The organism is Pseudoxanthomonas sp., assembly GCF_002863005.1.
Classification (GTDB): domain Bacteria; phylum Pseudomonadota; class Gammaproteobacteria; order Xanthomonadales; family Xanthomonadaceae; genus Pseudoxanthomonas_A.
Genome location: NZ_PKDG01000009.1, coordinates 205,233 through 221,881 on the forward strand (window position 1 = coordinate 205,233; position 16,649 = coordinate 221,881).

Consider the following 16,649-nt stretch of genomic DNA (forward strand, 5'->3'; position numbering starts at 1 on the left):
CTGCTCAATGCAGGTCGGTACGGTTGATGAGCAGGGCGTAGACGTAGGCGAGTGGCCAGAGCAAGAGGCATGCGAACAACCAGAATCGGCTGCCGTTCCAGTACGCGCGCCGCATGGCGATGAACATCGAGGCGAACGTGGCCAACGGGACGGCCAGCATCATCGCCATCTCGATCAGGGACATCTCGTCGCCCGACAGTCCGCCGTCCGCCATGCGTGGCTGGCCGGATATCGTCCACACGTAAGCGAGCGAGGCGCCCCAGAGCGCCAGCGAGGCGAGTGGTATGGCGTTGTCTTTCCTCATGTCGTCAGCGCGTAGATCACGAGGTTGACCGCGAACTTGGTGTTGTCCTCGGCCAGGAAGCGCTTGTTGCGCCAGTCGTAGTCCCACTCGCAGCAGTAGTCCTTGTTGCTGTAGAGCACGCCGAGGCGGCCGTTGATCTCGATGCCCTGCAGGTACTCGTGCACCAGGTCGTCGCCCCAGCCGTTGAGCTCGAAGCTGGTGGCCGGCGGGCCTTCGAACTTGAAGAACGAGGAATAGATCGCGTGCGTGTTCGGCAGCTTCTTCATCGCCTTCGCGCCGAAGATCGACGCCATCTGCGCCTCGAACGACTTGGCGAACAGGCCGTCGATGTCGTGGTTGCAGTCGTCGACGAACACGAAGCCGCCGTTGCGCACGTAGCGCTCGAAGTGGCGGCGCTCCACCGGATTGAACTCCACCAGCTTGTGCCCGGCCAGGTAGCAGAACGGGGCAGCGAGCATGCGCGGATCGGACAGCGCCAGCACGTGTTCCTTCGGGTCCACGCGCATCGTGGTGTAGTCGATCAGCGAGGTGATCAGGTTGGACGGCATGCGCGCGTCCACGTCCCAGTCGCCGGAGTCGTACTTCAGCCGGGTGAAGTGGAAATCGTAGTGGCCGGCTGCGCGTGCCTGCCTGGGCAATGCGGCCGTCACCATGCCGCCGAGCATCAGGTGGAGGAACTGCGCGCGCGTTAGCCGGGAGTGGAGCAAAGCCGAGGTCTCTGAAAGCCCCTCTCCCGACGGCGACCGCAGGAAGTCCCGGTGGGAGAGAGGGGTTGGGGTGAGGGGCGATGGAGTCCCGATGGTTCGAGCATCATGGACTTCGTTCGCCCCTCATCCGCCCTTCGGGCACCTTCTCCCCAGGGGAGAAGGAGAAAAGCGTTACACCGCGTCCGACAGCGAGGTGAAGGTGAAGTCGCGCAGCTTCATCGGCGGGATCATCATCACGAAGCTGGACTCGTCGCCGGCCACGCGCACCGGCTTGCCCAGTTCCTCGATGTTGTTGAGCATGATCACCGGCGACTCGTTGAAGCGGAAGTTCTTCACCGGGTGCTTGATCTGCCCGTTCTCGATGTAGAACGTGCCGTCGCGGGTCAGGCCGGTCAGCAGCACGGTCTGCGGATCGACCATGCGGATGTACCAGGTGCGCGTGACGAGGATTCCCTTCTGCGTGCCGGCGACCAGTTCGGCCGTGGACTTGGTGCCGCCGGCCACCAGCAGGTTGCCGGGCGAGCCGATCGCGCGCTTGCCCTGCTTTTGCGCCCAGAAGCGTGAGTACTCCAGGTTGGCGATCTTGCCGTTCTCGACGATGGCCATCTTCTCGCGCGGCAGGCCTTCGCCGTCCCACGGCATCACTTCCGCGCCCGGGTGCCACGGGTCGGCGCTGATGTTCACGCGCGGGTCGTAGACCTGCTCGCCCAGCTTGTTGCCGCCGCCCATCTTGGACAGGAAGCTGCGGCCTTCGTCGGCCTGGCGCGCGTCGAAGAAGTTCATCATGAAGGAGATCAGGCCCGCGGCCGCGGCCGGTTCCAGGATCACCGTGTACTTGCCCGGCTCCAGCGCCTTGGCCTCGGCCGATTCGCTGGCCTTGCGCATCGCGGTGCGGATGTCGCTGTCGGCCTTGAATGCGTTCGCGTCCTTCAGGTTGCGGCCGACCCAGCCGGAACCGCGGCCGTCCTCGGTGCGCACCGTGCAGGTGTAGTTGAACGCGGTCGCGCGCTGGTAACCGAAGTTGCCCTTGCTGTTGGCGAACGCGACGAAGCTCTGGCCGTCTTCGAGGAAGCCCGCGGCGATCAGCTTCTCCGCCTTGCAGGGGCCGATCGAGTCGGCGGCGACCTGGGCGCGGAACTCGGGCGTGATGGCGGCGGTGGATTCGCTGAAGGTGGCGCTGGGCTTGTAGGTCTGCTTCTCGACGGCCGGCATGAACTCGGGGTTCTCCGGCGCCAGGCGGGCGAGGTCTTCGGCGCGGCGCACCACGCGTTCCAGCGCGGCGTCGTCGAACTCGTTGATCGTCGCGATGCCCACGCGCTTGCCGAACGCCACCTGCACGCCAAGGTCGGTGTTGCTGACGATGCCGCTGGTGGAGACGTTGTTAAGCGCGAAACGGATGTTGCCGTCGACGGAGCCGGTGAGGGAGGCGGTGCACTCGTCGGCGGTGGACAGCGCGATGACCTTGTCCAGGATGGCCTTGGCCTGCGCTTCGGTGAGGATGCTCATGTTCTAGGATCTCCTTGCGCCGGTCAGCCGAGCGAGCGGGCGGTGTTGATGACGTTGATGCCGTTGAAGCGCGCGGTGGACGACCCGTGCGACACCGCGGACACCTGGCCGGGCTGGCCCTTGCCGTCGAAGAACGAACCACCCAGGCGGTAATCGCTCTCGTCGCAGACGGCGGTGCAGGCGTTCCAGAATTCCGGCGTGCGGATCTGGTAGGCCACGTCCTCGATCTGCTGGGTGATCTTGCCGTTCTTGATCTCGTAGAAGAGCTGGCCGCCGAACTGCGCGTTGTAGCGCTGCTGGTCGATCGAGAACGAGCCATCGCCGATGATGTAGATGCCGTTCTCGACGTTCTTCACCATGTCGGCCACGGACAGCTTGGTCTTGCCGGCGGCCAGCGACACGTTGGCCATGCGCTGGAACTGCACGCTGCTCCACGAGTCGGCATAGCAGCAGCCATCCGATTCGGTCTTGCCCAGGATGTGGGCCTGGTCGCGGATGGTCTGGTAGTCGACCAGCTTGCCGGCGCTCACCAGGTCCCAGCGCTTGGTCTTCACGCCTTCGTCGTCGTAGCCGACCGCGCCCAGGCTGCCGGGCTGGGTCTTGTCGGCGAACAGGTTGACCAGCTCGCTGCCGTACTGGAAGCGTTGCTCGCGCTTGTCCAGCGTGGCGAAGCTGGTGCCGGCGTAGTTGGCTTCGTAGCCGAGCACGCGGTCCAGCTCGAGCGGATGGCCGACCGATTCGTGGATGGTCAGCCAGGTATGCGAGGGATCCAGCACCAGGTCGTACTTGCCCGGCTTCACCGACGGCGCGGTCAGCTTCGCGCGCGCCTGCTTCGCAGCCGCGATGGCGTCTTCCTTCATGTCGTAGGACAGGCCGTAGTTGACCACGCCGTTCGGCGAGGTGAACTTCTGCGCGGCGTCGCCGTCCAGGTACTCGTAGCCCAGGCCCATCGGCGCGGACAGGCCATCGCGGGTGCGGAACTTGCCGCTGGCCTTGTCGATGGCGGTGACCGTCATCGGCACCCAGATGCGATGCACGTCCTGGTCGATGAAGGAGCCGTCGGTGCTGGCGAAATACTTCTGCTCGTTGACCAGGAACATCATCGAGTTGACGAAATCCGCGCCGGCGTTGATCGCCGCGGCGTTGACGCCCAGCAGCAGGTCGACCTTGTCCTTGATCGGCACGTCCATCGCGTTCTTCTTGATCGGCGTCTTCCACGACACCTCGCCGAAGCCCGGCGCCTTGGCCAGCTGCACCGGCGCGGTCTGGGTCTTGCTGTTGGCCTTGGCGATGGCGGCGGCCTGGCGCGCGGCGGCGGCCACGCCCTCGGCGGTCAGCGTGTTGGTGGCGGCGAAGCCCCAGGCGCCGTTGGCGATCACGCGGATGCCGGCGCCGGTGGACTCGGTGTTCACCACGTTCTGCACCTTGTCCTCGCGGGTGATCACGAACTGGCGCAGGTAGCGCCCGATGCGCACGTCGCAGTAGGTCGCGCCGGCCTGCTTGGCCGCGGCGAGCGCGGCATCGGCGAGGCGCTTCTTGAAGGCGACATCGAGGGTGGACTGGAGCTGCTCGGCGGCAATCGCCTTGCCGAAGAAGGACGGCACCATCAGGCCGCCCAGGCTGAGGCCGGTCATGGCCAGGAAGTCACGACGTTGCAAGGCAATTCTCCACCGGTTGGGCCTGCCGGGCGGCAGGCGGGGCACTGCGACGGGAGCATTCCGGCCTGCGCCTTCACCACCGCACAGGTCGTCCCGGATTCTTGCGCCCGCGTGCAGACAGCGTCAAATGACTTTCGGCATACACACGGTGTCGCGATGCCCGGATCGACGCCTTCGCATCACCCCAGGCTGCGCGCCGTATTGATGATGTTGATGCCGTTGAAGCGCGTGGTGGCCGAGCCGTGCGACACGGCCGATACCTGGCTGGGCTGGCCCTTGCCGTCGAAGAACGAACCGCCAAGGCGGAAATCGCGCGCGTCGCAGATCGCGGTGCAGGCGTTCCAGAACTCCGGCGTACGGATCTGGTAGGCCGCATCCTCGACCTGGCGCGTGACCTGGCCGTCCTTGATCTCGAAGTAGAGCTGCCCGCCGAACTGCGCGTTGTAGCGCTGCTGGTCGATCGAGTACGAGCCGCGGCCGTGGATGTACAGCCCGTTCTCCACGTCCTTCACCATCTCGGCCACCGTCAGCGGCGTCTTGCCCGGCGCCAGCGACACGTTGGCCATGCGCTGGAACTGCACGCTGCTCCAGGAATCGGCGTAACTGCAGCCGTGCGACGCGTCCTCGCCGAGGATATGCACCTCGTCGCGCGTGGCCTGGTAGTTGACCAGCACGCCGTCCTTCACCAGGTCCCAGCGGCGCGTCTTCACGCCTTCGTCGTCGTAGCCCACCGCACCGAGGCTGCGCGGTTCGGTCTTGTCGGCGGTGAAATTGACGATCGGACTGCCCCACTGGAAGCGCTGCTCGCGCTTGTCCAGCGTGGCGAAACTGGTACCGGCGTAGTTGGCTTCGTAGCCGAGCACGCGGTCCAGCTCCAGCGGATGGCCGACGTTCTCGTGGATGGTCAGGAACAGGTTGGACGGGTCCAGCACCAGGTCGTACTTGCCGGGCTTTACCGACGGCGCGGTCAGCTTGGCCCGCGCCTGCTTCGCCGCGGCCACGATGTCTTCGCGCAGGTCGTACGACGCGCCATAGGCCACCACGCCGCCCGGCAGCGCGAATCTGTCGGCCGGGTTCGCATCAAGGTACTCGTAGCCCATGCCCATCGGGGCAGAGAGTCCATCACGCGTCTTGAACTTGCCGGTCGCCTTGTCCACCACCGTCACCGTGAAGGGCACCCAGATGCGGTGCACGTCCTGGTCGATCCAGGATCCGTCGGTGCTGGCGAAATACTTCTGCTCGTTGATGACGAACATCCGCGACGCCGCGAAGCTGGCGCCGGCAGCGAGCGCGGTGGCATTCGCGTCCAGCAGCAGCTCTACCTTCTCCTTCACCGGCACCGCCATCGCGTTCTTCACGATCGGCGTGCGCCAGCTCACCTCACCGGCGCCTTTCAACGGCGCCAGCTGCACGGGCTTGCCCTGGATGCGCGCATTCGCGCGCGCGATCGCCACGGCCTGGCGCGCGGCGGCGGCCACGCCGTCGGGTGTCTGGTCGTTCGTCGCCGCGAAGCCCCACGCGCCCTGCGCGATCACGCGCACGCCGATGCCAGAGGATTCGGTGTTCACCACGTTCTGCACCTTGTCCTCGCGGGTGATCAGCGACTGCCGCAGGTAGCGGCCGACGCGCACGTCGCAGTAGCTCGCACCCGCCGCGGTCGCGGCCGAGAGTGCGGCTTCGGCGAGGCGCTTCTTCTTCGCCACGTCGCCGGGTTCCAGCAGCGCTTCGGCCGCGATGACGCGCGTACCGGGCAAGGCCAGTCCGGCAAGGGTCAGTCCGCCCAGGGCGAGGAAGTCGCGTCGTTGCATCGATCGGGTCCGGAAACGGCAGCCTCCGGACTGTCGTCGGCACGCATCGCAGCGTCAAGTGACGGCGGTCATGACGCCGTGACGTGGTGCACAATGGGCCTCATCCCGTACAGGAATCGACCCGCATGAAATCCCGCCCGGTCGCACGGCTCGAGAACGACGACGAACAGCCCCGCCTCGCGGTGCTGATCGATGCCGACAACGCCCAGCCGGCCGTCATCGAGGGCCTGCTCGCGGAGACGGCCAAGTACGGTGTGGCCAGCGTGAAGCGCATCTACGGCGATTTCACCAGCACGCGCATGACCCAATGGAAGCAGGCGCTGCTGAAGCACTCGATCAATCCGGTGCAGCAGTTCGCCTACACCAGTGGCAAGAACGCCACCGACAGCTCGCTGATCATCGATGCGATGGACCTGATGTACACCCGGCGCTTCGACGGCGTGTGCCTGGTCTCGAGCGACAGCGACTTCACCCGCCTGGCCCAGCGTCTGCGCGAGGAAGGCCTGACGGTATACGGCTTCGGCGAGCGCAAGACGCCGGATGCGTTCGTGCAGGCCTGCGACAAGTTCATCTACGTCGAGGTGCTGCGCAGCGAAGCCCCCGCGCCGCCATCACCATCGCCACAGAAGCAGGCGAAGAAGACCGCCAGGCCGGCGACCAGGAAGCCGGCGACGCAGGCCGAACCTGCGGCCGCACCCGTCGTCGAGCAGCGCAAGCACGAGTCGCTGCCGCTGCAGTTGATCCGCCAGGCGATCGAAGACGCGAGCGATGACCAGGGATGGGCCTTCCTGGGCAGCGTGGGCAGCTATCTCAACAAGGTGCGCCCCGATTTCGACACGCGGCTTTACGGCCACAAGAAGCTCAGCGACCTGATGAAGGCGCATCCGCGCCACTTCACCGTCGAGGAGCGGGCGGGCGAGGGCGGTGCGAAGCGCTTCTATGTGCGGGCCGCGTAGCGTGCGCCATACGCACGACGTCAGGACGCTTCCGGCTACGGCGGCTCGTGCGCGTGGCGCACGCTACGTGGCATGACCAAACCTTTCGCGCCGTCCTGCGAACGCAACCGGGACCCGATCCTGTCGGTGTTGCAGCGCCACCTTGCAGACACCCGTCGCGTGCTCGAGATCGGCAGCGGTACCGGCCAGCACGCGGTGCATTTCGCCGCCGCGATGCCCTGGCTGGCATGGCAGGGCAGTGATCGCGCGGAAAACCTGGCCGGCATCGGGGCATGGTTGGACGACGCGGCGTTGCCGAACACGCCGCCTGCCTTCGAACTCGACGTCGACGGGCCGTGGCCCGACGCCGGCTTCGATGCGGTCTTCACCGCCAACAGCCTGCACATCATGGGCTGGCCGCAGGTCGAGGCCTTCTTCGCCGGCGTCGGCAAGGTGCTGGAGGCGAACGGCCTGCTGATCGTCTACGGGCCTTTCAACTATGTCGGCGAGTTCACCAGCGACAGCAACCGCGCGTTCGAGCAATGGCTGAAGGACCGCGATCCCGCCTCGGGCATCCGCGATTTCGAGGCCATCGACGCACTCGCGCGTCGCATCGGCCTGTCGCTGGTCGAGGACAACCCCATGCCGGCCAACAACCGCTGCCTGGTCTGGCGACGGCGGAGATTCTTGTAGGAGCGACGTGAGTCGCGACCGTGGATCGAAAGCATTCGTTCGACACGGATCAGGGCGAGAACAGCGGATCAGAAACGAATGTCTGATGTGCTTTATCCGCACTTATCCGCCGTGATCCGTGCCGAAAGGTTTCTACACGGCAGCGTTCGCGACTCACGTCGCTCCCACAGCGATTGAGCGAATTCATGTGCGTAGCGTGCGCCATGCGCACGACCACGAGTTACCGGAAGGATCATGAGGTCGTGCGCATGGCGCACGCTACAAGAAACCCCGCCGAAGCGGGGTTTCTTGCTACGCGGCCTGCACGATATGCAGCGACTTCGGGTTGCGCCACAGGCCGAGCAGTTCCGCCTCGCGCGCCTTGGCCGCGTGCAAGTGCTTCTCCTTGACGTGACCGTAGCCGCGGATGTGCTCCGGGATGCTGGCGATCTCCACGGCCAGCCCCAGGCGGTCGGCATCCAGCGCGCCCAGCAGTTCGTCCACCGTCCTCGCGTAGTCGGCGATCAGCTGTCGCTCGCCCTTGCGCTCTTCGGTGTAGCCGAACACGTCGAAGGTGCCGCCGCGCAGGAAGCGCAGCTTCGCCAGCAGGCCGAATGCCTTGAACATCCAGGGGCCGTACTCCTTCTTCATCAGGCGGCCGTGCGCATCCTTCTTGGCGAACAGCGGCGGTGCCAGGTGGAAGTGCACCTCGTAGTCGCCATCGAACTGTTGCTGCAGGCGTCGCTGGAAGTCGCCGCTGGTGTACAGGCGCGCGACTTCGTATTCGTCCTTGTAGGCCATCAGCTTGAAGAAATAGCGGGCCACCGCCTCGGTCAATGCGGTCGAACCCGGCGCCTTGATGTTCTCGGCGGAGCGGACCTTCGCCACCAGGTCGGCGTAGCGGTTCGCGTAGGCGGCATCCTGGTACTCGGTGAGGAACGCCGAACGCCGGGCGATCAGCTCGTCCAGCGAGCGCGACAGGCGCAGGTCGTCGAGCGGCAGGAATGCGACGTTGTCGCCGCTGCCGGTAGCGCCTTCCGGCAGACCGCGCAGTTCGCTTTCGTTGCCCGGATTGCGGGGTGCGCTGTTGGCGCCCCATTCGCTGCTTTCCCATTCGCCCGGGGGAAGGATCTGCAGCGCCCCCGGCGTGCGCTCGCTTTCGGTCTGCGTGTTGCGGATCAGGCCGGCGGCTTCCTGCACGGCCTGCGGATTCACCACGGCCAGGCGGCCCCACGCGAAGGCGGTCTTGTTCATCTCGATCGCGGCGCCGTTGAGCTCCACCGCGCGCATGATGGCCTCGAACGAGATCGGCACGAGGCCCTGCTGCCAGGCGTAGCCCAGCATGAAGAGGTTGCTGCCGATCGCGTCGCCGATCAGCGCGGTGGCGATCTGGGTGGCATCCACCAGCATCGGCTCGCGGCCGCCGAGGGCGACCTTCACGCCCGCGATGATGTCGGCGGCCGGGAACTGCATGTCCGGATGCGTGGTGAACGTGCCCGGCATCGCTTCGTAGGTGTTCAGCACCACCTGCGAGCGCTCGCCGCGCACCTTCGACAGCACCCAGTAGTCGTTGACCACCACCATGTCGCAGCCCAGCACCAGGTCGGCCTCGCCCGCGGCGATGCGCACGGCGTGGATGTCCTCCGGGGTGCGCGCGATGCGGATGTGCGTGGTCACCGCGCCGCCCTTCTGCGCCAAGCCGGTCTGGTCCAGGACGCTGGCGCCCTTGCCTTCCAGGTGGCCGGCCATGCCGAGCAGCGCGCCGATGGTCACAACGCCGGTGCCGCCGACGCCGGTGATCAGGATGTTCCAGGGCTGGTCGAGGTCGGACTTGAACGCCGGCGCCGGCAGCGCGGCCAGCAGGTCGGCGGCATTCGCTTTCTTGCCCTTGCGCGGCGTGCCACCGTGCACGGTGACGAAGCTGGGGCAGAAGCCGTCGACGCAGCGGAAGTCCTTGTTGCAGTTCGACTGGTCGATCTCGCGCTTGCGGCCGAACTCGGTTTCCTTCGGCAGCACCGACACGCAGAAGCTCTTCACGCCGCAGTCGCCGCAGCCTTCGCAGACCAGCGTGTTGACCATCGTGCGCTTGGCAGGGTCCGGCAGCTTGCCGCGCTTGCGGCGGCGGCGCTTCTCGGTGGCACAGACCTGGTCGTAGATCAGGATGGAGACACCCTTCACCTCGCGCAGGCGGCGCTGCACGTCGTCCAGTTCCTTGCGGTCGAAGAACTCGACGCCCGACGGGAAGATCTCGCGCTTGCTCCACTTGCCGACTTCATCGCTGACCACGACGATCGTATCGACGCCCTCGGACCGCATCATGTGCGCGATCTGCGGCACCGACAGCGTGCCGTCCACCGGCTGGCCGCCGGTCATCGCCACCGCGTCGTTGTAGAGGATCTTGTAGGTGATGTTCACCCCGGTGGCGACCGACTGGCGCACCGCCAGCGAACCGGAGTGGAAGAACGTGCCGTCGCCGAGGTTCTGGAACACGTGCTCGGTCTCGGTGAACGGTGCCTGCCCGGACCACGTCACGCCTTCGCCGCCCATGTGGGTGAAGGTGTCGGTGTCGCGGTCCATCCATGTGACCATGTAGTGGCAGCCGATGCCGCCGAGCGCGCGCGAGCCTTCCGGCACCACCGTCGAGGTGTTGTGCGGGCAGCCGGAGCAGTAGTGCGGCACGCGCGGGAAGTTGGCGCGCGGCAGCGCCATCTCGGCTTCCTTCTCTTCCATCCAGCGCAGGCGCTGCTCGATGGACTCCGTCGTGAAGAAGCGCTGGATGCGCTTGCCGATCACGCCGGCGATGGTGGCCGGGGTCAGCTCGCCGGTGGACGGCAGGATCCATTCGCCGCCTTCGTCGTACTTGCCGACGATGGACGGACGCGTACCGGCGCTGGCCGGCCAGTTGTAGAAGTATTCCTTCATCTGCCGCTCGATGAAGGCGCGCTTCTCCTCCACCACGACGATGTCTTCCAGCCCCTTCGCGAATTCGGTGATGCCCACCGGCTCCAGCGGCCAGGTCATGCCCACCTTGTAGACGCGGATGCCGATGTCGGCGCAGGCCTGTTCGTCCAGGCCCAGGTATTCCAGCGCCTGCAGCACGTCCAGATAGCTCTTGCCGGTGGTGACGATGCCGAGGCGTGCGCGCGGCGAGTCCAGCACGATGCGGTCCACCTTGTTGGCCCGTGCGAAGGCCTGTGCCGCAGCGACCGCGTACTTGTGCAGGCGCATCTCCTGGTCCAGCGGCGGATTCGGCCAGCGGATGTTGAGGCCGCCAGCGGGCATGGCGAAGTCTTCCGGCAGCAGGATCTCGCGCGCGAACGGATCCACCTGCACCGAGGCCGACGATTCCACCGTCTCGGCGATCGTCTTGAAGCCGATCCAGCGGCCCGTGTAGCGGCTCATCGCCCAGCCCACCAAGCCCAGGTCCAGGATGTCCTGCACGCCGGCCGGGTTCAGCACCGGCATCATCGCGCTGACGAACTCGTCTTCCGAGCCGTGCGGCAGCGTCGAGCTGCGGCAGTTGTGGTCGTCCGCGGCCAGCGCCAGCACGCCGCCGAACTTCGAGGTGCCCGCGGCATTGCCGTGCTTGAACACGTCGCCGCAGCGGTCCACGCCGGGGCCCTTGCCGTACCACATGGCATACACGCCATCGACCTTGGCGCCCGGGAACAGGTTGGTCTGCTGCGTGCCCCACACCATCGTGGCGCCGAGGTCCTCGTTCAAACCCGGGGTGAATTTCACGCCCGCGGATTCGAGGTGCTTGCGCGCGCGCCACAGCTCCAGGTCGAAGCCGCCCAGCGGCGAGCCGCGGTAGCCGCTGATGAAGCCGGCGGTGTTGAGGCCCGCGGCCTGGTCGCGCAGCCGCTGCATCAGCGGCAGGCGGACCAGTGCCTGCACGCCGCTCAGGTAGATGCGCCCGTCGGTGCGCGTGTACTTGTGTTCCAGCGTGTAGTCGCTGTCGATCGCCCCGAGCTGCGGCAGGTTGGCGGACGAGGGCGAAGTCAGTTCGGCGGTGCTGGTCATGGCGGGCCCGTGAAAGCGGCTGGCGGGGCCCGAAATCCCCTCGGGCGTGAAGGCGCGCATTGTAACAGCGGCCTTTTCTGTGACGTGGGTCACTTCGTCGTTGTGCGTTGCAGCGGTTACGATGGGGTTCGGGGAAACATCAAGTGTCAGGGGAACGTACGTGAAATCCGGTAAATACTTGCTGCTGGCCGCCGTGCTGGCATCCATGGCCTTGTCCGCGCACGCGCAGAACGTGCCGAAGCCCAAGGAGTTCTACTTCGACGAAGACAAGTCGACGGCCAGGCAGATCGTCGTGGTCCCCGGCGAAGGCGAGGCGCAGGTGCAGGCGCTGGTCCGCGAGCGCGAACGCGGGCGGCGCCATATCGAGGCGACGGCGCAGCTCGCGCACATCGCCGCCAGTGAAGGGCGGACAGAGCTGGCGGGACAGCTCTATCAGCAGACCGTTGCCGCGACCGAGGCCAAGGGCACGGTAGGCCGGGCCGTCCGCTGGAACTATGCGTGGGACCTGTACCGGGCGGGCCAGTTCGAGCCGGCGTTGGTGCAGTGGTCCGAGATCGTCACGGCCTACGGCTCGCCTTCCTGGGCGCCCCCGACGCTGGCGCTGGTCCTGTGGCGGCTCGACCGCAAGCAGGAGGCCGTCGCATGGTTCGGCGCCGCCGTGCGCACCGAGCCCAGCGTATGGGTCGATGCGCGCAACTTCGCGACGCAGTTGCCCGACTGGCGACAGGAAGACCGCGACACCCTGGCGGAAGTGCTCGGCGCCTGGCAGGCGAATCCGCCGGTCTGGCCGTAGTCCAGCGCGTAAGATCGGCGGGTGAAGGTGCGCACCGCGCACCATCCTCCTCCCCTGATGCGCATCCTTGCTTCGTTCTGCATTGCGACGGCGTTGAGTGCCGCCGCCGGTGTTCCCGCCGCATCCGCCGCCGACCGCATCACCGGCCGTGCCTTCGCCACGCGCTCGGACGTGATCGCGCCGCACGCGATGGCGGCCACCTCGCATCCGCTGGCCACGCAGATCGCGCTCGACGTGATGAAGCAGGGCGGCACCGCGATGGATGCGGCCATCGCCGCCAATGCGGCGCTCGGCCTGATGGAGCCCACCGGCAACGGCATCGGCGGCGACCTGTTCGCCATCGTCTGGGACCCGAAGACGAAGAAGCTGCACGGCTACAACGGCTCCGGCCGTTCGCCGAAATCGCTGACGCTCGATTACTTCAGGCAGCAGGGCATCACCGACATCCCCGCGCACGGACCGCTGCCGGTCAGCGTGCCGGGCGCGGTGGATGGATGGTTCGCGCTGCACGACCGCTTCGGCAAGCTGCCGATGCGCGAAGTGCTGGCGCCGACCATCCGCTACGCGCGCGACGGCCACCCGGTCCACCAGACGATCGCCTACTACTGGGAGCGCTCGGTGCCGCGGCTGTCGAAGTTCCCCGGCTTCAGCGAGCAATTCACGATCGGCGGCCGCGCGCCACGCACCGGTGAGCTGTGGAAGAACCCGCGCCTGGCCGACACGCTGCAGAAGATCGCCATCGGCGGCCGCGATGCGTTCTACAAGGGCGACATCGCGCGCACCATCGACGCGTACTTCAAGGCCAACGGCGGCTTCCTTTCGTACGAGGACATGGCCGCCCACCACGGCGAATGGGTCGAACCCGTCAGCACCAATTACCGCGGCTACGACGTGTGGGAACTGCCGCCGAACGGGCAGGGCATCGCCGCGCTGCAGATGCTCAACGTGCTGGAGGGTTACGACTTCAGCAGGATTCCCTTCGGCAGTCCCGAGCATGTGCACCTATTCGTCGAAGCGAAGAAGCTGGCCTTCGCCGATCGCGCGCGCTGGTATGCCGATCCCGCATTCCAGCCCGCGCCGGTCGCGCGCCTGATCTCCAAGCCGTACGCGCGCGAACGCGCGAAACTCATTTCGCCCGACAAGGTGCTACGCGAAGTGCAGCCCGGCACGCCGAAGGAACTGGAAGAAGGCGACACCATCTACCTGACCGTCGCCGACAAGGACGGGATGATGGTCTCGCTGATCCAGTCCAACTACCGCGGCATGGGCAGCGGCATGGCGCCGACCGGCCTGGGCTTCATCCTGCAGGACCGCGGCGAGATGTTCGTGCTGCGCGATTGCGACGGCGCCACGCCGCATCCCAACTGCTATGCGCCGGGCAAGCGCCCGTTCCAGACGATCATTCCGGCCTTCATCACGAAGGACGGGCGGCCCTGGGTCAGCTTCGGCGTGATGGGCGGCGCCATGCAGCCGCAGGGCCACGCGCAGATCGTGATGAACCTGATCGACTTCGGCATGACCTTGCAGGAAGCCGGCGACGCCCCGCGCATCCAGCATGACGGTTCCACCGAACCGGTCGGCAGCGCCACCGCGATGACCGACGGCGGCGTGGTGCAGCTGGAATCCGGCTACCCCTACGAAACCATCCGCGCGCTGATGGACAAGGGCCACCACGTCGAATGGGCCCTCGGCCCCTACGGCGGCTACCAGGCCATCAAGCGCGACCCGGAGACCGGTGTGTATTACGGCGCCAGCGAAAGCCGCAAGGATGGGCAGGCGGCGGGGTATTGAGTTTGTTGTAGTCAAACCCTTAGATGGAGTCGTTGAAAAGGCTTGCAACCGCCTGCACAGCGCGTTGCTATGTGAAACAGAAAGCGAAGCATATGCCAGAGAAAGTCATCAGTATTCCCCGGACCTTGGACTTGAGCAGTTCGCTCCAGTTCACCGTTGAATTGGCACAGCTCAAGGATGAGAAGGAGATATGTGTTGACTTCAAGAACGTCGGGCTCGTCGAGCCCTTCGCAATGCTGATCGTATCAAGTGAGCTCCAGAGAGCTGCCGTTCGTTGTCAGCTTAATAGCTTCAGATGTGTCAATCACGAGAAGATGACTTACGCAGCCCACATGGGGTTCTTCAAAGCGTTTGGGTATGACTATGGTAAGCGTCCCGGCGAAGCCCCTGGAGGTTCACGATACTTGCCTGTTTCTATATTCAACTGTGATGAGCTTAGAAACCAAGCAGTAGAGCGGGGAGAAGCAGTTGGCGATGTGATTGAAGAGAAGAGCAAGCGGTTGGCGGCAATGCTCTGCGGGGAAGACGAGAGCGATCTTCACAGAACGTTGGCGTACTCACTGAGAGAGATAATGAGGAATGTGGTTGAGCACAGTGAGGCTGATCAGATCGGAATGTGTGCTCAATATTGGCCGACGAAGAATAAAGTCGAAGTCGCAATTATTGATAGAGGGATTGGTCTCAGGAAGACGCTGTCTCGCAATCCCCATCTCGGAATTGAGAGTGACAAGCATGCCCTCAACTATGCTTGTATGCCTGCGGTTTCAGGGAAGGCCTTCAAAGGATCTCGCATCAGGCAGAAGGGTCACTGGGCGAACTCAGGATTCGGCCTGTATATGACTAGTAGAATTTGTCGAAATGGCGGCAACTTTTTCATTGCCAGCGGCGATCAGGGAATGATGCTTACAAAGGCAGCTGAGGGTAAGAGTTACTTTCCCTGTTCTTACGAAGGAACGGCGGTTCGCCTGCAGATTAGGACTGACCAAGTCGGCTCTTTGTATGATTCTCTAAGGCTCTACAAAGAAGATGGTTTCAGGATAAAGGCTCAGTACGCTGAGATTGTAGATATCAATCCATCAGCAGCATCCTTGATGCTGTCTGAGGATTTCGACATATCTACGTGGGATCGGATAAGGGCTGCGCTTGGCCTCAAGAGCTCGTAGGGTGGGCCCCGGCCCACCACATACATTCATTGTGGATCCAACGTCTCCCGGCGCGTGTGTTGCCTGATCGTGGACAATGTCCGCAACGGTGGGCCAGGGTCCACCCTACTCATCCACGAGGCACACGCATGGCCACGCTCCCCGCCCTCCCCGAACTCACCCCCGGCCTCTACCGCCACTACAAGGGCAACGACTACGACGTGGTCGCGGTGGCGCGGCACAGCGAGACGCTGGAGCCGGTGGTGGTGTACCGCGCGCTGTACGGCGAAGGCAGCTTGTGGGTGCGGCCGTATGCGATGTTCTGCGAAGACGTGATCGTGGATGGGCGCGCGGTGCGACGCTTCGCGCCGGTTGGGTGAGCGCGTGAACTGCTCGCAGCTCTACGTTGGCGTGGACAAGCAACTCGACGAGGTGAGAACGTATGACTTCTCTCTGAGCCTCGTGCCGTCAGCGTCGCCCGAGGCGAGGGTGGTTCGTTCAGTGCTCGGCTCCCAGTACGTCTACTACCTCGCGCCGCACACGGGATGTGGCTGTGGCTGGGACGTTCTCGACATAGAAACGCCTGGCGACGATCAGAGTAAAGCCTCGTGCGATGCCCTCGGACGGTTCCTCGGGACGCTTGAGCGGACCCGTCGCGGCAGCAAACTCTACAGTGTGTGTATCGAGTCACTGGGCGCATCGCCGCGCTCTGAAGTCAGCATCGCGGCGGAAGAATTCATGAGGCATCTACAGGGCTATAGAGTGTCCTTCGCCTCCAAGGGCGCGAGGGTGTATGTGCTCGGCGTCTGATGGCTCATGAAGGGCATCCTCGCCTTGCTGCTATTCGCCCGTCCCTCACCCTGAGACATCCCATGACCACCTACATCGCCCTACTCCGCGGCATCAACGTCGGCAAGGTCAAGCGCATCGCCATGGCGGACCTGCGCGCGCTGCTGGAAGGGCTGGGCCACGCGGATGTCGCCACGCTGCTCAACAGCGGCAACGTGGTGTTCCGCTCCAGCAAGAAGACGCCGGCGAAGATCGCGGCGGAGATCTCCGCCGCCATCGCCGCGCAGCTCGGGATCGACGTGCCCGTCATCGTGAAGTCGGCGAAGGAGCTGGCCACGATCATCGACGACAACGCGCTGGCCGATGCGGCCGCCGACCCGTCGCGCCTGCTGGTCGCCTTCGTGCAGGAGGCCGATGCACTGCCGACGCTGTCCGCCATCGCACCGCACGTGGTGCCGCCGGAACAGTTCCTGCTCGGCAGCGAAGCCGCCTATCTGCATTGCGCGCGCGGCATCCTCGAG

General features: G+C 65.4%; 14 protein-coding genes. 8 read left to right on the plus strand and 6 right to left on the minus strand.

Annotated features, from left to right (window positions below):
- Window positions 1–4: 4 nt before the first annotated feature.
- From CYU89_RS03140 to CYU89_RS03160, 5 genes are all read right to left on the minus strand, one after another.
- Window positions 5–304 (minus strand): hypothetical protein, encoded by a 300-nt coding sequence (locus CYU89_RS03140; protein ID WP_296278758.1) that lies wholly within the window; start codon window positions 302–304, stop codon window positions 5–7.
- Window positions 301–969 carry a DUF4159 domain-containing protein gene (locus CYU89_RS03145; protein ID WP_296278779.1) on the minus strand — a complete coding sequence of 223 codons (669 nt, stop codon included), beginning with the start codon at window positions 967–969 and terminating at the stop codon, window positions 301–303. Before CYU89_RS03145 ends, CYU89_RS03140 begins: the two co-directional genes overlap by 4 nt.
- A gap of 213 nt (window positions 970–1,182) precedes the next feature.
- Window positions 1,183–2,517, minus strand: coding sequence for a TldD/PmbA family protein (locus CYU89_RS03150; protein ID WP_296278759.1), 1,335 nt, complete (start codon window positions 2,515–2,517; stop codon window positions 1,183–1,185).
- A gap of 23 nt (window positions 2,518–2,540) precedes the next feature.
- Entirely contained in the window at window positions 2,541–4,175 is a 1,635-nt protein-coding gene (locus CYU89_RS03155) for a TldD/PmbA family protein (protein ID WP_296278760.1), read from the minus strand.
- Window positions 4,176–4,354: 179 nt separating this feature from the next.
- Window positions 4,355–5,983, minus strand: a complete 1,629-nt coding sequence (locus CYU89_RS03160; RefSeq protein ID WP_296278761.1) for a TldD/PmbA family protein — start codon at window positions 5,981–5,983, stop codon at window positions 4,355–4,357.
- A gap of 125 nt (window positions 5,984–6,108) precedes the next feature.
- Here CYU89_RS03160 and CYU89_RS03165 point away from each other — a divergent pair, with 125 nt between their 5' ends.
- Window positions 6,109–6,939 carry an NYN domain-containing protein gene (locus CYU89_RS03165; RefSeq protein WP_296278762.1) on the plus strand — a complete coding sequence of 277 codons (831 nt, stop codon included), beginning with the start codon at window positions 6,109–6,111 and terminating at the stop codon, window positions 6,937–6,939.
- Window positions 6,940–7,011: 72 nt separating this feature from the next.
- The gene (locus CYU89_RS03170; RefSeq protein ID WP_296278763.1) at window positions 7,012–7,611 is read left to right on the plus strand and encodes a DUF938 domain-containing protein; all 600 of its coding nucleotides are present in this window, start codon (window positions 7,012–7,014) and stop codon (window positions 7,609–7,611) included.
- A 291-nt stretch (window positions 7,612–7,902) separates the two neighbouring features.
- On the opposite strand, the gene CYU89_RS03175 is transcribed toward CYU89_RS03170, so the two are convergent.
- Window positions 7,903–11,613: an indolepyruvate ferredoxin oxidoreductase family protein gene (locus tag CYU89_RS03175; protein WP_296278764.1), complete on the minus strand. Its 3,711-nt coding sequence runs from the start codon at window positions 11,611–11,613 to the stop codon at window positions 7,903–7,905.
- Window positions 11,614–11,773: 160 nt separating this feature from the next.
- Between CYU89_RS03175 and CYU89_RS03180 the strand changes: the two genes are divergently transcribed.
- From CYU89_RS03180 to CYU89_RS03205, 6 genes are all read left to right on the plus strand, one after another.
- The gene (locus CYU89_RS03180; protein ID WP_343125236.1) at window positions 11,774–12,406 is read left to right on the plus strand and encodes a tetratricopeptide repeat protein; all 633 of its coding nucleotides are present in this window, start codon (window positions 11,774–11,776) and stop codon (window positions 12,404–12,406) included.
- Window positions 12,407–12,463: 57 nt separating this feature from the next.
- Window positions 12,464–14,197: a gamma-glutamyltransferase gene (ggt, locus tag CYU89_RS03185; RefSeq protein ID WP_296278765.1), complete on the plus strand. Its 1,734-nt coding sequence runs from the start codon at window positions 12,464–12,466 to the stop codon at window positions 14,195–14,197.
- A 71-nt stretch (window positions 14,198–14,268) separates the two neighbouring features.
- Window positions 14,269–15,360, plus strand: coding sequence for an ATP-binding protein (locus tag CYU89_RS03190; RefSeq protein ID WP_296278766.1), 1,092 nt, complete (start codon window positions 14,269–14,271; stop codon window positions 15,358–15,360).
- Between the two features lie 128 nt (window positions 15,361–15,488).
- Complete coding sequence (locus CYU89_RS03195) at window positions 15,489–15,719, plus strand: DUF1653 domain-containing protein (RefSeq protein ID WP_296278767.1); 231 nt, start codon at window positions 15,489–15,491, stop codon at window positions 15,717–15,719.
- A 4-nt stretch (window positions 15,720–15,723) separates the two neighbouring features.
- The gene (locus CYU89_RS03200) at window positions 15,724–16,149 is read left to right on the plus strand and encodes a hypothetical protein (RefSeq protein WP_296278768.1); all 426 of its coding nucleotides are present in this window, start codon (window positions 15,724–15,726) and stop codon (window positions 16,147–16,149) included.
- A 62-nt stretch (window positions 16,150–16,211) separates the two neighbouring features.
- Window positions 16,212–16,649, plus strand: a 438-nt coding sequence (locus CYU89_RS03205; protein WP_296278769.1) for a DUF1697 domain-containing protein, incomplete at its 3' end; no start/stop codon positions are given.